Below are 17052 nucleotides of genomic sequence, written 5' to 3'. Positions count from 1 at the left end.
GCGTAACGGCACTTGGCCCCGTACCGGTCGCCGCCCGTTTTCCTGCACGGCGTCGGCCTCGTCAGCGGGTGGCGACCCACCGTGCGCAGCCGTACAAAGGGGAAGTGAGACCCCGTCCGGCCGGTTGCGCGGCGATGGACGACTCGATGGCCGCCGGCCGCGCCGCGGTTCGGGCCGCGGTTCGGGCCGAGGCCCCGCGACCCTCGTAGCCCTCATCTCCGGTCCCAGGCCGTGTGCGGTCAGGTGATCATTTCGGTGGCCAGCGCGATCCAGCCCACAGTGGTGGCGGTGAACACCGCCGCGGCGAGCAGCTGAAACACTGAGCTTCCTGCCAGGTGGGGTCGCAGCGCGAGCGGCAAGAACCCGAGCGGCTGAGCGACCGCACCGAACGCGATCAACAGCGCGATCCACAGGGTGAGCGGCCGCACCGCGGTGCCGACCGCGACTAGGATCACGCCCATCATCACCAGGTCCAGGTGCGCTTGGCGAATCCTGCTCCGCTGCCGCACTCCGGCACGGCTCAGCGCGGCCGGCGCCTGGACCACGACGACCATCAGCCATCCCGACAGCACCGCGACGACGAGCTCGGCGATGCCGACGATCACGAGCAGTGGCACGAAAACCTCCAGATCTCGGTAGGCACCTCCAGCGCGGGAAGGCCACTTAAGTCGAACAGCAATGTTCAATTTATCCAGACAGGCAGCTACAGTAACCCATACACGAATGTTCAACTTAAGGATTGCCGGTGACACATCCCCACCTTGAGGCGCGACACGAAGCCCTTCCCCACCCGCGCCGCTGGTCCGCGCTCGCCTTGCTGTGCGCCGCCCAGTTCATGCTGATCCTGGACGTCACAGTGATCAACGTCGCGCTGCCCGGCATCGGCTCCGCCCTGCGGCTTGACCGTGCCTGGCTCACCTGGGCGGTCACCTCCTATACGTTGTGTTTCGGCGCCCTCATGCTCCTCGGCGGGCGGCTGGGCGACGTGTACGGCTCCCGTCGCATCCTGCTGACCGGCCTGTCGGTGTTCGTGATCGCCTCACTGGTCACCGGGCTGGCCGCGAACGGCCCGATCCTGCTCGGCGGCCGGCTCGCTCAGGGAACAGGCGCGGCGCTGCTGTCCCCCTCGGCACTTGCCACCATCACCCGGCTCTTTCACGGCCCCGAGCGGAACAAGGCACTCGGTGTCTGGGCCGCGCTCGGCGGAGCCGGGTTCGCGGCGGGCGCGCTGCTGGGCGGCGTTCTGACCGCGGGACCCGGTTGGCGGTGGGTGTTCTTCATCAACGTCCCGGTCGGCCTGGCTGTCCTGGCGCTGCTGCCACGCATGGTCGCCGCCGCCCCGCCCGCGCACGCGCGGCGGGTGGACCTGCCGGGGGCGATCCTGGTCACCGCCTCGACCGCGGCAGTCATCTACGGCCTGGTCAACGCGGGAGACGCCGGGTGGGGATCGGCCGCCACCCTGCTCGCGCTGGGCGCCGCCCTGGTCGGCTACGCGGCATTCGGCCTCGTTGAGCGAAAGTCCGCGGCCGCCTTGATGAACGTGCGGATCCTGGCGCGCCCGCCGGTGGCCGCCGGCGCGTTCCTCATGCTGATCGGCACCGCGCTGCTGCTGGCGATGATCTTTCTCGGCTCGTTGTTCCTGCAGCGGGTGCAGGGCCTGCCGGCGCTGGTCACGGGTGTACTGTTCCTGCCGGTTGCCCTGGTGAGCGGGGTGGCCGGACATGTGGCGGGGCACCTGATCGGCCGCCACGGCGCACGTGGCGCGGCGTTCACCGGGCTGCTGCTCGCCGCCGCCGGCGCCACCCTGCCGGCCCTGCTGGACGACACCGCCTGGATCATCATCGGCCTGGCGATCGGATCGGGCGGGGTGGTGCTGGCCCTCGTCGCGGCCACCACGACCGCGCTCGGCTTCATTTCCCACCAGGAAGCCGGGCTCGCGTCAGGGATCGTCAACACCTTCCACGAGGTCGGCGGGTCGATCGGGGTGGCGGTCGTGTCGACCGTCGCCGCGACCGGCATAGAGAACGGCTCGCCGGCCGGATTCGGCGCCGCCTACGCCACCGCAGCGGTGGCCGCGACCATGGCTGCCCTGATCTGCCTCGTCATGGTCCCGGCGGGCAAGGCACACCTGCCCGACGGCGTCCACGTCCACTGAACGTCATGACGTCGCCCTCGGCGGCCTGCCTCGTCCGAGACTCTGGGCCGGCGGCGCCGGTCACCACCCGGCCATAGGATTTCGACATGGTTTCCGCACGCGACGGCCGTACCCGGCAGGACAGGGAGAAAACGCCCCGGAGGGCGGACGCCGAGCGCAATATCGCCGCCATCCTCGCCTCCGCGTTCGATGAGCTGAGCACCGACCCGGCCGCGACCATGACCGACGTGGCCCGCGCCGCCGGCGTCGGCCGGGTCACCCTGTACGCGCACTTCCCCTCCCGCGCCGAACTGCTCAAAGCCCTCGTCCATCAGGCGCTGGAGGGGACCAAGCAGATCCTCGATGACTCGCTGGCCGACGACCGGCCGGCCGACCAGGTCCTGGCCGGAATCATCCATACGTCCTGGCGCTTGCTGGACCGCCACCGCAGGATCCGCAGGGTGGCCCTCGCCGAGCTCGGCTCCGAGTGGGTCGCCGACCAACACGATCACGTCTTCGCCCGGCTCACCGAGCTTCTCAGCCGCGGCCGTGATCAGGGCATCTTCCGCAGCGACCTGCCGGCCTCATGGATGACCACCACTGTGTACGGCCTGCTGCACGCGGCCGCCGACGAAGTGGACACCGGACGTGTCAGCTCGGCCGACGCGCCCCATCTGGTCATCAGCAGCCTCCTTCCCGCTCTGGCGGGCTGAACCTCAGAGACCCTTCCCCGGCCGGCGCCATCCGAGTGCGCGGCCTGGCGTCCGAATGAAGGAGATGACCGGCTCTCCAGCGGGAACGTCCTGCGCACGATGAACGCCGTCCTCGACTCAAACCCTTGAAGGGACACCCCAGCGGAAAGAAGCGCCGACCGGCACGAACACCACCACGAAACACTAAGAGCCTGCTGACAAAGGCTTAAGTGCTTGTGGGCATGGGTCCGCAGAGGGCTGGTCCGATCTTGTTGATGTCACCCTGGTGAGACCATTGGGACAGCTGGACGCGGAAGCTGTTGACCTCAGCCCCTTTCCATGCCTCCAGGACTGGGCGGCCAGGAGTTCCAAGACCTTGCCGCGCGGTCAGGACTGGAAAGATCGGTAGAGGTAGCGGGTCGCCCCAGCGGCCATGGAGTGGTTGACCTGCCAGTTCTGGTTGATGAGGTCATCTTCGCTGTCTGAGGATCGTGGCCGTGGTCTCGTCGGCGGGAAGGAATGCCTCCAGGCGTAGCTCGGACAGCGTGACGTCGACAGCGGTCGCGAACGTCGTCAGCGTGGTGATAAGGCGCAATTCGCCTTCCGGCACTCGCAACCGCAGCGGTACGGCGAAGCCGAGGTGCTCAGCCGGTGGATCCACCTCGGGAAGGTAGTCGTCCAACTCGGCGATGAACTCCTCCAGGCTCGGATCCGGACTCCGCCGTACCTGGTTGCGCAGGCTGCCGGTGATGTGGCGGCCCCACTCGGCCAGGTTTTCCACCCGGCGGGACATCCCGTCGGGATGCAGCGCAAGGCGAAGCACGTTGATCGGGGGCTTCAGCAGCGCGGTAGCGGCACCCTCCGTGAGAACCTCGAACGCCGCGTTGGCGGCGATCAGCTCACCGTGCGGGCGGACGACGAGCGCCGGGTAGGGCAGATGACCGTCGAGAATGCGTTCCACCGCGTCACGTACCGGGCTGAGTTCGGGGGTGTCAAGGCTGGACTCGGCATAGATCGGCGCGTAGCACGCGGCGAGCAGGAGCTCATTGCGCTCCCGCAGCGACAGTTCCAGGGCTTCGGCCAGCCGTACCACCATGGTGCGGCCGGGCTGCGAGCGCCCCTGCTCGAGAAAGCTCAGGTGGCGCTGGGTGGTGTCGGCTCTGATGGCCAGATCGAGTTGGCTGAGGCGGCGGCGTGTCCGCCAGCGCCGTAGCTCGCCGGCAAACGGGGCAGACTCCGCCAATATCGTCATAACCCCATTCATACTGGATGCCCCCAGCGCCGCGATTCCCTGGAGGGAATCGCGGCACTGCAGCCCGGGCTGCACACTTCAGCGCATGAACAACCCACTTGATGTGAAGCTATGGGCTGACCGTTATGTCGCCCAGTGGAACGAGCCCGATCCGGACAAGCGAAGCGCGCTCATCCGTACGCTGTGGGCGGCTGACGGGATCCAGGTGCTGGTCGACCCGCCCCAGGAGATTCGCGACGCCGCGGCAGCCCTCGCGTTCCCGGTGCCGCCGCTGGAGGTCCGCGGCCACGACGCCTTGAACGCCAGGGTGACCCGTGCCTATGAGATGTTCGTCGCATCGGGCGAGCACGTCTTCGAGGCTGCAGAGGAGGCGTACGTCCTACTGCCCAACGTGCTCGGCATCCGCTGGTCGATGGTCTCGACCAGCACGGGGCAGCCCGTCGGCGGTGGCCTGGACATCCTCGCCCTGGACGGCGACGGCCGGCTCCGCACTGACCACCAGTTCATCGGAGTGAGTTGATGCGCTACACCAAGATTGCCCGAACCGAGGACGGCGGATCGGTGTTCGAGGACGGCCAGATCGCGCTCGAACACCGGCATGTCGCCGATGGAGTGCCGGCCATGGCAGTCGGCATGATGCAGTCCAGTGGCGGCGCGCAGTTCTTGCGCAGCGCCGCGTTCGACAGCACTTCGCATCCGGCGCCACGCGAGCAGTGGGTGGTGATGCTGCGCGGGACAATCGAGGTGACGGTCAGCGACGGCAGCCGACGCCGCTTCGGCCCTGGCGACCTGGTGCTTGCCGCAGACACCGCGGGAACAGGGCACGTCACGACCGGCGTCGGCGACCCACCATACGAGGCACTGTTCATCCCAGTCTGACCGGCAAGTACGGCCCGGGACTCAGCATGGCCTGGCACAGGCCGTTGCCGACTGATCCGCATGTGGACAGGAGCGGGCTCCTGATAGCTGAGGCGTTGTCTACGCAGCTCGGCGACCAGGAGCCCGTGGTTGTCTGTAAACAGGCTTGTTGCCGTGCGCGCCAGTGGTCGTGCCTCACCGGGGTGCCGGTGTCACGGCCGGAAGCGGGCCTATCCGTCGGATCTGACCGACGCCGAGTGGGCGGTGCTGGAGGGCGAGGCGCGGGGATGGATGGCCGAGCTGGTGGCGGCCGTAGGCAGGCCGATGGTGCATGACCTGCCGACGGTGCTGGACGCGATCGGTTATGTAACCCGGTATGGGATCGAGTGGCGGGCCCTGCCGATGGACTTTCCGCCGTATGAGGCGGTGTACGCCTTCTTCGTGCGCTGGTCCCGGCGTGGTCTGCCCGAGCGGCTCGCCGGGCGGCTACGCGGCCGGCTGCGGGTCATGGCAGGGCGGGGCGAGCTGCCGACGGCGGGATGCGTCGACTCCCAGACGGTCAAGGCCGCCGAGACCGTCGGGGCCGCGGCCTGCGGTTACGACGCGGGCAAGAGGATCAAGGGGCAGAAGCGGCATGTCGTGGTCGACACGCTCGGGCTGCTGCTGTGTGTGGTCGTCACTGCGGCATCGGTCCAAGACCGTGACGGTGCACACTCGCTGCTGGCCCGGCTGCGAGAGAAGTTCTCCACCACCAGCCTGGTGTGGGGCGACAGCGGTTACGCCGGACGTGTGGCGATCTGGGTCGGGCAGGTCCTCGGCCTGGCCGTCACGATCGTCAAGCGCAGCGCCGACATCCCCCGCTTCGTCGTGTTACCCCGCATTCTGTGGGTGGTGGAGAGAACTTTCGCCTGGCTGGCTCGCTACCGCCGGCTCGTGCGGATCTACGAACGTAAGCCTGAGCACCACGAAGCCCTGATCTGGTGGGCCGACGTGCACCTGATGACCCGCCGCCTGGCCCGCGAACTGGCAGGTCAACCACCCCATGACCGCTGGGGAGACCCGCCACCGCTTCCCGCTCTGACCAGTACTGACCGGCGCGGTAAGGTCTTGGAACTCCTCTCCGCCCAACCCTGGAGGGCCTGGAAAGGAACAGAGCTGGCTGCCATCCTCGGCATCGAGAACGTTAACAGCTTCCGCGTCCAGCTGTCCCAATGGTCTCACCAGGGCTACATCAACAAGATCGGACCAGCCCTCTACGGACCCATACCCACAAGCACTTAAGCCTTTGCCAGCAGGCTCTAAGAGTCGGCGGCGTCGAAGAGGCGTAGGCGGTGGGCGGTGGCGGCGGCCTCGCCTCGGGTGGCGACGCCGAGCTTGGCCAGGATGTTGGAGACGTGCACGCTCACCGTCTTGATCGAGATGAACAGCGCCTCGGCGATCTCCCGGTTGCTCCGCCCGTTGGTCACCTCCCGCAACACCTCCAGCTCCCGAGCCGTCAACCCCAGCGGATGCCCGTCGGCCGCCTCGTCCGGCCCGCCGAGCCGGGCGCGCCGCCCGAAGACGTCGAGCTGCGCCAGCAGCGCCGCCGCCCCCAACCGGCTCGCCAGCTCCCGCGCCCGCGCCAGCCGCGCCGCGGCCTCCTGACGATCGCCCAGGCCCAGCGCCGCCTGCGCCGCCCCCGCCTGCGCCCGAGCCTCCGCGTAAGGCTGCCGCAACGCCGCCCAGGCCCCCACCGCCGAATCCCACGCCTTGAACTGCCACGCCCCCGGCTCGACCGCACCCCCTGGCGACACATGGCCTCCCTGCGCACGGGCTCCCGTCAGGGCGGCGAACGTGAGCCGCTGCGCCTCCTGAAGATCCCCGTCGGCCTGCAGCTTCTCCCCCAGTTCCCGCAACTGCGGCAGAAGCGACGCGCAGAACTGGACGAGCCCCTTGAGCCCCGCCCCAGCGGCGGGGCCTGACAAACCTCCCACCCCGGCACCGGGCCCGGACCCCGAGCCGGACTCGGGCACGCCACCCGCCCCAGCGGCAGACCCCGAAGCACCGCCCGGCCCAGCGGCAGGCCCCGAAGCACCGCCCGCCCCAGGGCCGGAGGCAGACGCCATCACCACACCCAGGAGCTGGGCGAAGGTCACCAGCACCGGCCAGGAGTAGCGCGGGGTGGACAGAAGGTCGCGCTCCTCCAGGGCCCGGGCCGCCGTCACCACGGCGGCCTCCATCTCCCCCCGCGCCTGGAGCAACTGCACTTCCCTGCACAAATGCGGCAGAACCACTTGATCCCGATAAGTTCCCCGAGCCAGCACGCTCCGCGACGACTCCAGCAACCGCTCCGCCCGATCGAACTGCCCCCGCGCGAGCGCGATGTCCGTCGCGAACCCCTGCAGGCTGGCCCGGATGGGTGCCGGCGGCGCGAGGTCGAGCGCGTGCTCCAGCACCTCCAGCGCCTCGTCCCAGCGCCCGAGCGACACCAGCGGCTCGGCCAGGTTGATCGACAGGAACGTGCCCGACGTGCGCGCCAGGCCATACAGCCCGGCTTCCCGGACCCCGTTCCTGGCCACCTGCGCGGCGCCCTCGTGCCGGCCCGCGCCCTCCAGCGCGTCGGACTCGGAGATGGCACAGCGCGTCAACGCGTTGTAGGCCCCCGCGCGGTGCGCGATGCGCCGCGCCTCCGCGAACGCCTCAAGCTGGGCGTCGATCTCCGAGTAACACGCGTGCGACCAGGTGAAGGTGACCAGGGCATGGGCCTCGGTGTTGCGGTCGCCCACCTCGTGGGCGATCTCCATCGCGAGCCGGGCCGTGGCGTGCCGCTCCGGCCAGTCCTCCGGCCGGTGGAGCATGCGTGACAGGCTCTCCAGGACCTGGCCGCGGAGCTTGCTCGGCTTGCCGGAGGGGGTCAGCTCGGCCGCCCGGCGCAGGTCGTCGAGATGGCCGGGGCGGCCCAGGTCATAGCGGGTCAGGCCGCGCTGACGCAGCATGTGGGCCGCCCTGATCGGGTCGGTGGTGTAGTCGAGGTCGGCCAGGGCGGCGCTGGCCAGGGCGACCGAGCGCTCGTATTCACCGGCGAGGTGGGCGACGGTGGCCGTCTGCTTGAGCACCGTGAACCGGTCGCCGCCGATGCGCTCGGCCGCGTCGGGCACCTGGTCCCACAGCTCCAGCACCCGGGACAGCATCCTGAGCTGCTCGTCGTAGGCGGTGGACTTGCGCGCCGCGGCGGCGGCGTGCCACGCGCTGACCAGCGCCCAGGTGGAGTCGTGGGCGGAGTGCCAGTGATGGGCCAGCTCGATCGCCCCGCGCGGGGCGGGCAGGATGGACAGGTCCCGCTCCAGGGCCTGCGCGTAACGGGTGTGGAGGCGGGTGTGCTCGCCGGGCAGCAGGTCGTCGTGCAGCGCCTCGCGGATGAGCGCGTGCCTGAAGCCATAGCCCTCGCCGTCGACCATCAGCACGTTGCCCGCCACCGCGGGCCGCAGCGCCCTGGAGAGCGCGCTCTCGTCGAGCCCGGCCACGGCGCTGAGCAGGTCGTGCTCGATGCGCTGGCCGCCGGCGCTGGCCACCCGCAGCAGCTCCTGCGTCTCCTCGGGCAGCCGCTCGACACCGGCCAGCAGCAGGTCGCGCAGCGACTCCGGCAGCGCCTCGCCGCCGCCCGACTCGCTCAGCAGCGCCTCGACGAACAGCGGGTTTCCCTCGCTGCGCGCGTAGATCAGGTCCATGGTGCCGGGGGACGGCTCCCGCTCCAGGATGCTGGCCGCCTGCACGACGGCCTCCCTGCGGGTGAGCCTGCGCAGCTCCACCCTGCTCACCCACTCGACCCGGCCCAGCTCGGCGAGCATCGGCCGCAGCGGGTGGGTGCGGTGCAGCTCGTCGGTGCGATAGGTCACGACGATCAGCAGGCGCCCGGCGGTGCGCTGGGAGCGGACGAGGAACGACAGCAGGTCGCGGGTGGACCGGTCGGCCCAGTGCGCGTCCTCCACGAGGAGCAGCACGGGACGCTCCTCCGCCAGCCGCTCCAGCAGCCCGAGCACCTGCTCGAACAGCCGTGCCCTGGCCTCCGCCCCGTCCTTGTCCGGCTCCCCGAACTCGGGCAGCAGCCGCGCCAGCCCGCGCGTGGTGCCGCCCGGCACGAGCGCCGCGACCCCGTCACGGCCCAGCCGGCGCACGAGCCCGCGCAGCACGGCCGTGAACGGCGCGAACGGCAGGCCCTCCGTGCCCAGCTCCAGGCACCCGCCGACGAGCACCGTCACGTCGTCGGCCCGGTCGGTGAACTCCTGGGCCAACCGGGTCTTGCCGACCCCGGCCTCGCCGCCGACGAGCACGGTGGACGACACCCCGGCACGCGCCCTGGCCAGCGCGTCACCGAGCACGGCGAGCTCTCGGGCGCGCCCGACGAACAGGGGGCTGACGGCGTGGATGCTCACGCCTAAAGGATGCCATCCGGCCACGACAGAAACGCGCGCCCACCGAGCCCCGCCGTTCAGCCAGAAGCTGACCGCCGCCCGGCCTCGCCGTTGAACCGGAAACCGACCGCCGCCGGTCCCCCGGCGCCCTGGCTAGCGCAGGACCTTGCGGAAGAACGTCGCCGACGCCTCGTACTCCAGCGCGCTGTAGAACTCGGGCGCCCGCCGCGTCGCCATGCCCACGTAACGCGCCTCACGCGCGCGGGCCCACTTTTCGAACTCCTCCAGCAGGGCCCGCCCGATCCCCTGCCGGCGCGACCCCGATCCGACCATGGCCTCCTCGACCCAGGCGACCGGCCCGTTCGCGAACAGCGTCAGATGCACGAACCCCAGCAGGTAGCCATGGACCCGCCCGCCCACGACGGCGGCCAGCAGCAGGGCGTCCTCGTTCGCCAGCAGCTCGGGCAGCGCGGCGTCGAAGGACTCGCGCTCCGGTCTGAAGGTCAACCCGAACTCGCGGGCCAGCGCGAACACCTCGTTCGCGTCGGCCTTCTCCGCCCTCCTGATGACAAGATCGTCAGCCGTCATGATTCATGACACTAGATCGTCCCGCGTTCCGCGCGCAAACTCCACACCGGGCGGGCCGGCCAAATGTCTCCGCCGAACCCGCCACCGGCACCGTGCCCGCCCGGCCCGCGGGGCAACCGTGCCCGCCCGGCCCGTGGGTCAAAGGTCCCCCAGCCCGAGCTGGCGGGCGATCAGCATGCGCTGGACCTCGCTCGTTCCCTCCCCGATCTCCAGGATCTTGGCGTCGCGGTAGAAGCGCCCGACGGGGAACTCGTTCATGAACCCGTACCCGCCGAACACCTGCGTGGCGTCCCGCGAGTTGTCCATGGCGGCGTTGGAGGCGACCAGCTTGGCGATCGCCGCCTCCTTCTTGAACGGCTGCCCCGCCATCATCTTCCCGGCCGCGTGGTAGTAGGCCAGCCGGGCCGTGTGCGCCCGCGTCTCCATGTCGGCGACCTTGAACTGGATGGCCTGGTAGTGGCCGATCGGGTGGCCGAACGCCTTCCTGTCCCTGACGTATTTCAGGCACTCGTCCACGCATCCCTGCGCCAGCCCCACGCTGACGGCGGCGATGGCGACGCGGCCCTCGTCGAGGGTCTGCAGGAACTGCGCGTAGCCCCGGCCGCGCTCGCCGAGCAGGTTCTCGGCGGGGACGCGGCAGCCGGAGAAGGACAGCTCACGGGTGTCGGAGGCGTTCCAGCCGACCTTGGAGTACTTCTTCGACACCGTGAACCCGGGTGTCCCCCTCGGCACGAGGATCGTGGAGATCTCGCCCTCGCCGGTGAGCGCGGCCACGCCGACGACGCCGGTGATGTCGGTGCCGGAGTTCGTGATGAACGCCTTCGTCCCGTTGATCACCCATTCCGTGCCCTCCAGCACGGCCGTGGTCCGCATCCCGCCCGGCACGTCGGTGCCGCCCCCAGGCTCGGTCAGCCCGAACGCGCCCAGCTCGGCGCCGGAGGTCATCCTCGGCAGCCAGTGCCGGCGCTGCTCCTCCGTGCCGAACCGGAAGATCGGCATCGCGCCCAGCGACACCGCGGCCTCCAAGGTGATCGACACGCTGGAGTCGACGCGGGCCAGCTCCTCCAGCGCCACGCACAGGGAGAAGTAGTCGCCGCCCTGCCCGCCGTACTCCTCCGGGAAGGGCAGGCCGAACAGGCCCATCGCGCCCATCTGCCGGACGATGTCGTACGGGAACTCCTCCCGCTCGTAGTAGTCCCCGATCACGGGCGCGACCACGTCGCGGGCGAACCCCTCGACCGCCTTGCGCAGCTCTTCGTACTCGTCTTTGAGCATGTCAGCCTTTCGACAGCGCCTGTACGACGCGGGACGGGCTGGGCCGGCCGAGCAGGTCCGCCAGCCAGGTGCTGGTGGACACGAGCTTGCCCAGGTCGAGCCCGGTCTCGATGCCGAGCCCCCGCAACATCCAGACCAGGTCTTCCGTGGCGAGGTTGCCGGTGGCGGACTCGGCATAGGGGCAGCCGCCGATGCCACCGGTGGAGGCGTCCACCGTGGTCACGCCGGCCATGAGGGCGGCCAGGGTGTTGCCGAGCGCCTGGCCGTAGGTGTCGTGGAAGTGCACCGCGAGCCGGTCGGGCGTGCGGAAGGCACCGATCAGGGCGGTGACGTGGCCGGGCGTGCCGACGCCGATGGTGTCGCCGAGCGACAGCTCGTAGCAGCCGAGCCCGAGCAGCCGTTCGCCGACCGCGACCACCTGCGCGATCGGCGTCGGCCCCTCCCAGGGGTCGCCGAAGCACATCGACACGTACGCCCGCACCTTGATCTCGTTGTCCAGCGCCCGGGCCACGACCGGCTCGAACATGTCGAACTGGCTCTGCAGGCTCCGGTTGAGGTTCTTCGCGGCGAACGTCTCCGTGGCGCTGGCGAAGATCGCGATCTCGTCCACGTTCAGTTCGAGCGCCCGGTCGAGGCCGCGCAGGTTCGGGACCAGCACCGGGTAGCGCACGCCGGGCTTGCGGTGCAGCCTGGTGAGCAGCTCGTCGGCGTCGGCGAGTTGCGGCACCCAGCGGGGGTGCACGAAGCTGGTCGCCTCGATCACCTTGTGCCCCGCCTCGGCCAGCCGGTCGATGAACTCGGCCTTGACCTCGACGGGCACGACGGAGGACTCGTTCTGCAGCCCGTCGCGCGGCCCGACCTCGTAGATCGTGACCTGGTGCGGAAGACCTTCCATGGGGTACGGCATCACGCCTCCTCGCTGGACACCACGGCCAGGACGCCGTCCATGTCGACCGGCTGGCCCGCCTGCGCGGGCAGCTCGGCGACCACGCCGTCGCGCGGGGCGGTGACCGTGTGCTCCATCTTCATGGCCTCGACGATGACCAGCGGCTGTCCCTTGCTCACCCGCTCGCCCGGCTGGGCCTTGACGATCAGGACGGTGCCGGGCATGGGGCTCCTGACCACGCCGTCGCCGGCCGTCGCGGCGCCGGGCCGGTCGCCGGGGTCGCCGATGAGGTGCCGGGTGAACGCCCACGACCCGCCGCCCCGGCCCAGCCACAGCGTGTCGCCCCGCTGCGCGTACAGGTAGTGCTCGGTACGCCCGCCGAGCGTGACCACCAGGTCGGCCCCGCCGATCCTGAGGTTTCCGGTCACCTTCTCATCATTGATCAGCACTTCGGCGGACTCCTCGGGCAGCCCGCGGACCTGAACCGCGTGCACCCCGTCCCGCGACTCCAGCCGCCACGTCGTCCATGCCCGCTCCCCGAGCCGCCACCCGTCGGTGACCTCCCACGGATCCGTGCCCTGCGGGAGGGCGTGGAAGGTGAGCCCGGCCGCCGCGACCACCTCGTCCGGCACGCCCGCGTCCGGGAGCAGCTCGGGAAGCACCCGCTCGACCAGTCCCGTGTCCAGCTCGCCCGCCACCACGGCCGGATGCGCGGCCAGGGCGCGCAGGAACGGGACGTTGGTGACGACTCCCAGGACGGCCGTCCGCGCCAGCGCGCGGTCGAGCGCCCTGAGCGCGGCCTCGCGGTCGGGCGCCCAGGCGACCACCTTCGACAGCATGGGGTCGAACTCGCTCCCCACGACCCCGCCCTCGACCAGCCCGGAGTCCACCCGGACGACCGGCGCCCGCCCGCGACCGCTCTCCGCGCCTCCCGCCCCGGAACCGGTGGCGCCCGGCTCATGACCGCCGGCACCGGATCCGCCCGTGTGCACGGCAGGGCTGTCCGGCTCGCGCAGGGCGAGGACGCGCCCGCCGCTGGGCAGGAAGCCGCGCGCCGGGTCCTCGGCGTAGACGCGGGCCTCGACGGCGTGGCCGTCGAGCCGCACGTCCCGCTGCCCGAACGGCAGCGGCTCCCCCGCCGCCACCCGCACCTGCAGCTCCACCAGGTCCAGCCCCGTCACCAGCTCGGTGACCGGGTGCTCGACCTGCAGCCGGGTGTTCATCTCCATGAAGTGGTAGGCCCCGGTGGTCCCGTCCACGATGAACTCGACCGTGCCCGCCCCCACGTAGCCCACGGCACGGGCGGCCTCCACGGCCGCCGCGCCCATGCGGGCGCGCGTCTCGGGGCTCACGAACGGCGACGGCGCCTCCTCGATGATCTTCTGGTGCCTGCGCTGCAGGCTGCATTCGCGCTCGCCGAGGTGTACGACGCCGCCGTGGGCATCGGCCAGGACCTGGATCTCGATGTGGCGGGGATTCTCGACATACCGCTCGATCAGCAGGGTGCCGTCCCCGAAGGCCGCCAGTGCCGTACGCCGGGCCGATTCGATCGCGCCGGCCAGCTCGGCGGCCGACCATACCAGCACCATGCCCTTGCCCCCGCCACCGGCGGACGGCTTGATCAGGGCGGGGAAGTCGCGCCAGGTCTCCAGCGCGTCGCCGGGCTCGGCCCCGCCGGGCACCACGGGCACCCCGGCGGCCGACACCGTGGCCTTGGCCCGGATCTTGTCGCCCATGGCGTCGATGGCCGCGGCCGGCGGGCCGACGAAGACCAGTCCGGCCTCCGCGCAGCGCCTGGCGAACGCGCCGTTCTCCGCGAGGAACCCGTATCCGGGATGCACCGCTTGAGCGCCCGCGTCCCGAGCCGCCCCCACAATCGCCTCAATATCCAGATATTTCGGCACCTGGACTGCTATGTCGGCTTCGAGTACGTGCCTGGCGCCCGCGTCGGACGGCGTGTGCACGGCCACCGACCCGATGCCGAGCCGGCGCAGGGTGCGGATGATCCGTACGGCGATCTCGCCCCTGTTGGCGATCAGAACACGGTCAAACACCTTGAGCCACCCTCATGCTGGAGCCCCCAATGGTCGACATCAGGCGCCTACCCCCTTCCATCGCCCGCCGGTCGGCGGGGAGAGGTCAAATCCTGAACACGCCGTAGCCCACGGGCTCGAGCGGCGCGTTGGCCGCCGCGGACAGGGCCAGCCCCAGGACCGTACGGGTGTCGAGCGGGTCGATCACCCCGTCGTCCCAGAGCCTGGCCGTGGAGTAGTAAGGGTTTCCCTGGTGCTCGTACTGTGCCCTGATCGCGTCGGCGTCGGCGTCGCCGACGGTCGTGAGCACGTTGGCGGCCTGCTCGCCGCCCATGACCGAGATGCGGGCGTTCGGCCACATCCACAGGAACCTGGGCGAGTAGGCCCGCCCGGCCATCGCGTAGTTACCCGCCCCGAACGACCCGCCGATCACCACCGTGAGCTTGGGCACCCGCGCGCACGCCACGGCCGTCACCATCTTGGCGCCGTGCTTGGCGATGCCGCCCGCCTCGTAGGCCTTGCCGACCATGAACCCGCTGATGTTCTGCAGGAAGACGAGCGGGATCCGGCGCTGGTCGCACAGCTCGATGAAGTGCGCGCCCTTCATCGCGGACTCGCTGAACAGGATGCCGTTGTTCGCCACGATCCCCACCGGATGGCCGTGGACGTGGGCGAACCCGGTCACGAGTGTCGGGCCGTATTCGGCCTTGAACTCCAGGAACCGCGACCCGTCCACGATCCTGGCGATCACCTCGTGCACGTCGTACGGCTGGCGGGTGTCGGCGGGCACGATCCCGTACAGGTCGCGCGGGTCGAGCGCGGGCGGCTCCGGCCGGACCGTCTCCCACGGCCGGTCGGCGCGCGGCGCCAGCGTGGAGACGATGTCGCGGACGATGGCCAGCGCGTGGGCGTCGTCCTCGGCCAGGTGGTCGGTCACGCCGCTGACCCGGGCGTGCAGGTCGCCGCCGCCCAGCTCCTCGGCCGTGACCTCCTCGCCGGTGGCCGCCTTCACCAGCGGCGGGCCGCCCAGGAAGATCGTGCCCTGGCCGCGCACGATGACGGCCTCGTCGCTCATCGCCGGCACGTAGGCCCCGCCGGCCGTGCAGGAGCCGAGCACGGCGGCGATCTGCGGGATGCCGCGCGCGGACATCGTGGCCTGGTTGTAGAAGATGCGGCCGAAGTGCTCGCGGTCCGGGAACACCTCGTCCTGCCTGGGCAGGAACGCGCCGCCCGAGTCGACGAGGTAGACGCACGGCAGGCGGTTGTGCAACGCCACCTCCTGCGCGCGCAGGTGCTTCTTGACGGTGATCGGGTAGTACGTGCCGCCCTTCACCGTGGCGTCGTTGGCGACGATCACGCACTCCCGGCCGGACACCCTGCCGACCCCGGTGATGATCCCGGCGGCGGGCGCCTGGTCGTCGTAGAGGCCGTTCGCGGCCAGCGGTGACAGCTCCAGGAAGCGGGAGCCGGGGTCGAGCAGGCCGTCCACGCGGTCGCGCGGCAGCAGCTTGCCGCGCTCGACGTGGCGCCGCCGCGAGCGCTCAGGACCACCGAGCGCGGTCACGGCGAGGCGTTCGAGCAGCTCGGCGGCGAGCCGCTCGTTGAGCTGGGCGTTCGCCTTGTACGCCTCACTCCCGGGCTCGGCGGCGGACTTCAGCACCGGCCAGTCACTCATGTGTCCCCTCCTCCCACGCCACGGATGTTAGTCATCATTAACGTTATCGTCTAGCATGCGAGATGTGACCACCGCCTCCACATCTACCCGCAATCGCGGCAACCGGCGCGCCGAAATCCTGGAGGCGGCGGCCCGGCTGTTCGCGGCGCGCGGCTTCCACGGCGTCTCGATCGAGGAGATCGGGAGCGCGGTCGGCATCTCGGGGCCGGCGCTCTACCGGCACTTCACCGGCAAGGAGGCGCTGCTGGCGGAGATGTTGCTGGACATCAGCTCCCGGCTGCGGGCCTCGGCCGCCACGGTGGTGACCGCGTCCGCCGATCCGCAGGAGACGCTGGACGCCCTGCTCAACGCGCAGATCACCTTCGCGATCGAGCAACCGGCGCTCATCTCGGTGCACGACCGGGAGCTGGGCAACGTGCCCGAGCCCGCGCGGCGCCAGATCAGGCGGCTGCAGCGGCTCTACGTCGAGGAGTGGGTGACGGTGCTGGCCGAGCTGCACCCCTCGTGCCCGCCCGCGCGGCTGCGGGCCACGACGCACGCGGTGTTCGGGCTGCTCAACTCGACTCCGCACAGCGCGAACGAGCTGCCCGCGCAGGACATGCGACCACTCCTGCACGCGATGGCCCGTGCCGCCATCGCCGCCTCGGTTAACGCCCGCTAACTTAGCGTCGCCAGCGCGACGGTCCTCGCACGCTCCCATGGACAGTTACAGATTGCGTTCATTCGCTTACAATTGCCGCATGGCTGATGCGATGCCTCGCTGAGCAAAATATCTAGATATATCGTCGAAATATCTCGATATTTGTGAGGTTTCCATGCGTGAGCCGGTGGCGGAGGGCGTTCAGGCCTTTGCCGCTGTGCCGGGTTCCGTCGGCGGTGGTGGCGATGTTGGCGATGCCCAGATCGACGCCGAGGAACCCGTCCGGTTCGGTCATCGGCACGTCGGGGACCTCGCAGGTCGCATACAGGTACCAGCCGCCGTCTCGGTGAACCAGATCCGACTCGCCCTTGCGGCAGGCGGCCAAGGTGTTGAGCTGCTCGGGTGAGTCGTGGGCGCGCCGGGGACCAAGCGGAGGACTCACATTCCACGCCAACCTGCGGGCGGGGAAGCGATAGGCATCGGCGACCTTTTTGATCACATGCTGGGCGGCCTGCGCGGCCGGTCCGCACTCGGCCTTGATGCGATCGTAGGTGTGTTCACGCAAGTCGTAGTTGCGGAAGCACCACTGGTCGAAGGCAACCGCGGAGACCAGATTCGCGGCCGTGTT

The 17052-nt window shown here is 70.5% G+C and carries 15 protein-coding genes; 6 read left to right on the top strand and 9 right to left on the bottom strand.

The window, feature by feature from the left end; translation table 11 throughout:
* Window positions 1-239: 239 nt before the first annotated feature.
* Window positions 240-617, bottom strand: a complete 378-nt coding sequence (locus tag ABGB18_RS10790; RefSeq protein WP_347695274.1) for a hypothetical protein — start codon at window positions 615-617, stop codon at window positions 240-242.
* Between the two features lie 128 nt (window positions 618-745).
* Here ABGB18_RS10790 and ABGB18_RS10785 point away from each other — a divergent pair, with 128 nt between their 5' ends.
* Window positions 746-2155, top strand: a complete 1410-nt coding sequence (locus ABGB18_RS10785) for an MFS transporter (RefSeq protein WP_347695273.1) — start codon at window positions 746-748, stop codon at window positions 2153-2155.
* An 86-nt stretch (window positions 2156-2241) separates the two neighbouring features.
* Window positions 2242-2847 (top strand): TetR/AcrR family transcriptional regulator, encoded by a 606-nt coding sequence (locus tag ABGB18_RS10780; RefSeq protein WP_347695272.1) that lies wholly within the window; start codon window positions 2242-2244, stop codon window positions 2845-2847.
* A gap of 448 nt (window positions 2848-3295) precedes the next feature.
* Here the strand turns inward: ABGB18_RS10780 and ABGB18_RS10775 are convergent, their stop codons facing one another.
* Window positions 3296-4078: a helix-turn-helix domain-containing protein gene (locus tag ABGB18_RS10775; RefSeq protein ID WP_347695271.1), complete on the bottom strand. Its 783-nt coding sequence runs from the start codon at window positions 4076-4078 to the stop codon at window positions 3296-3298.
* A gap of 85 nt (window positions 4079-4163) precedes the next feature.
* Here ABGB18_RS10775 and ABGB18_RS10770 point away from each other — a divergent pair, with 85 nt between their 5' ends.
* From ABGB18_RS10770 to ABGB18_RS10760, 3 genes are all read left to right on the top strand, one after another.
* On the top strand, window positions 4164-4598 hold the full coding sequence (locus ABGB18_RS10770) for a hypothetical protein (RefSeq protein WP_347695270.1): 435 nt from the start codon (window positions 4164-4166) through the stop codon (window positions 4596-4598).
* Window positions 4598-4957: a hypothetical protein gene (locus ABGB18_RS10765; RefSeq protein ID WP_347695269.1), complete on the top strand. Its 360-nt coding sequence runs from the start codon at window positions 4598-4600 to the stop codon at window positions 4955-4957. The genes ABGB18_RS10770 and ABGB18_RS10765 overlap by 1 nt, the downstream gene beginning before the upstream one ends.
* Before the next feature lie 153 nt (window positions 4958-5110).
* Window positions 5111-6217 carry an IS5 family transposase gene (locus tag ABGB18_RS10760; RefSeq protein ID WP_347695268.1) on the top strand — a complete coding sequence of 369 codons (1107 nt, stop codon included), beginning with the start codon at window positions 5111-5113 and terminating at the stop codon, window positions 6215-6217.
* Between the two features lie 17 nt (window positions 6218-6234).
* On the opposite strand, the gene ABGB18_RS10755 is transcribed toward ABGB18_RS10760, so the two are convergent.
* From ABGB18_RS10755 to ABGB18_RS10730, 6 genes are all read right to left on the bottom strand, one after another.
* On the bottom strand, window positions 6235-9348 hold the full coding sequence (locus ABGB18_RS10755) for an AAA family ATPase (protein WP_347695267.1): 3114 nt from the start codon (window positions 9346-9348) through the stop codon (window positions 6235-6237).
* A 132-nt stretch (window positions 9349-9480) separates the two neighbouring features.
* Window positions 9481-9915, bottom strand: a complete 435-nt coding sequence (locus tag ABGB18_RS10750) for a GNAT family N-acetyltransferase (RefSeq protein WP_347695266.1) — start codon at window positions 9913-9915, stop codon at window positions 9481-9483.
* A 138-nt stretch (window positions 9916-10053) separates the two neighbouring features.
* Window positions 10054-11190: an acyl-CoA dehydrogenase family protein gene (locus ABGB18_RS10745; RefSeq protein ID WP_347695265.1), complete on the bottom strand. Its 1137-nt coding sequence runs from the start codon at window positions 11188-11190 to the stop codon at window positions 10054-10056.
* Window position 11191: 1 nt separating this feature from the next.
* A complete protein-coding gene (locus tag ABGB18_RS10740; protein ID WP_347695264.1) occupies window positions 11192-12097 on the bottom strand; it encodes a hydroxymethylglutaryl-CoA lyase in 906 nt (301 codons plus the stop codon).
* Window positions 12097-14130, bottom strand: coding sequence for a biotin carboxylase N-terminal domain-containing protein (locus ABGB18_RS10735; RefSeq protein ID WP_347695263.1), 2034 nt, complete (start codon window positions 14128-14130; stop codon window positions 12097-12099). The genes ABGB18_RS10740 and ABGB18_RS10735 overlap by 1 nt, the downstream gene beginning before the upstream one ends.
* 85 nt (window positions 14131-14215) lie before the next feature.
* Entirely contained in the window at window positions 14216-15784 is a 1569-nt protein-coding gene (locus ABGB18_RS10730) for a carboxyl transferase domain-containing protein (RefSeq protein WP_347695262.1), read from the bottom strand.
* 55 nt (window positions 15785-15839) lie between these two features.
* On the opposite strand from ABGB18_RS10730, the gene ABGB18_RS10725 reads away from it, so the two are divergent.
* Window positions 15840-16445, top strand: a complete 606-nt coding sequence (locus ABGB18_RS10725) for a TetR/AcrR family transcriptional regulator (protein ID WP_347695261.1) — start codon at window positions 15840-15842, stop codon at window positions 16443-16445.
* A gap of 112 nt (window positions 16446-16557) precedes the next feature.
* On the opposite strand, the gene ABGB18_RS10720 is transcribed toward ABGB18_RS10725, so the two are convergent.
* The gene (locus ABGB18_RS10720; protein WP_347695260.1) at window positions 16558-16989 is read right to left on the bottom strand and encodes a hypothetical protein; all 432 of its coding nucleotides are present in this window, start codon (window positions 16987-16989) and stop codon (window positions 16558-16560) included.
* Between the last annotated feature and the right edge of the window lie 63 nt (window positions 16990-17052).

The sequence above is a fragment of the Nonomuraea sp. B12E4 genome (assembly GCF_039871825.1).
Taxonomy (GTDB): Bacteria; Actinomycetota; Actinomycetes; order Streptosporangiales; family Streptosporangiaceae; genus Nonomuraea.
This window is presented reverse-complemented; position numbering and strand designations above follow the sequence as displayed.

Coding starts and splice junctions, on each gene's coding strand:
- ABGB18_RS10780 (WP_347695272.1), top strand. CDS start 2,242: ATGGTTTCCGCACGCGACGGCCGTACCCGGCAGGACAGGGAGAAAACG.
- ABGB18_RS10775 (WP_347695271.1), bottom strand. CDS start 4,078: ATGACGATATTGGCGGAGTCTGCCCCGTTTGCCGGCGAGCTACGGCGC.
- ABGB18_RS10770 (WP_347695270.1), top strand. CDS start 4,164: ATGAACAACCCACTTGATGTGAAGCTATGGGCTGACCGTTATGTCGCC.
- ABGB18_RS10765 (WP_347695269.1), top strand. CDS start 4,598: ATGCGCTACACCAAGATTGCCCGAACCGAGGACGGCGGATCGGTGTTC.
- ABGB18_RS10750 (WP_347695266.1), bottom strand. CDS start 9,915: ATGACGGCTGACGATCTTGTCATCAGGAGGGCGGAGAAGGCCGACGCG.
- ABGB18_RS10745 (WP_347695265.1), bottom strand. CDS start 11,190: ATGCTCAAAGACGAGTACGAAGAGCTGCGCAAGGCGGTCGAGGGGTTC.
- ABGB18_RS10740 (WP_347695264.1), bottom strand. CDS start 12,097: ATGCCGTACCCCATGGAAGGTCTTCCGCACCAGGTCACGATCTACGAG.
- ABGB18_RS10730 (WP_347695262.1), bottom strand. CDS start 15,784: ATGAGTGACTGGCCGGTGCTGAAGTCCGCCGCCGAGCCCGGGAGTGAG.
- ABGB18_RS10725 (WP_347695261.1), top strand. CDS start 15,840: ATGCGAGATGTGACCACCGCCTCCACATCTACCCGCAATCGCGGCAAC.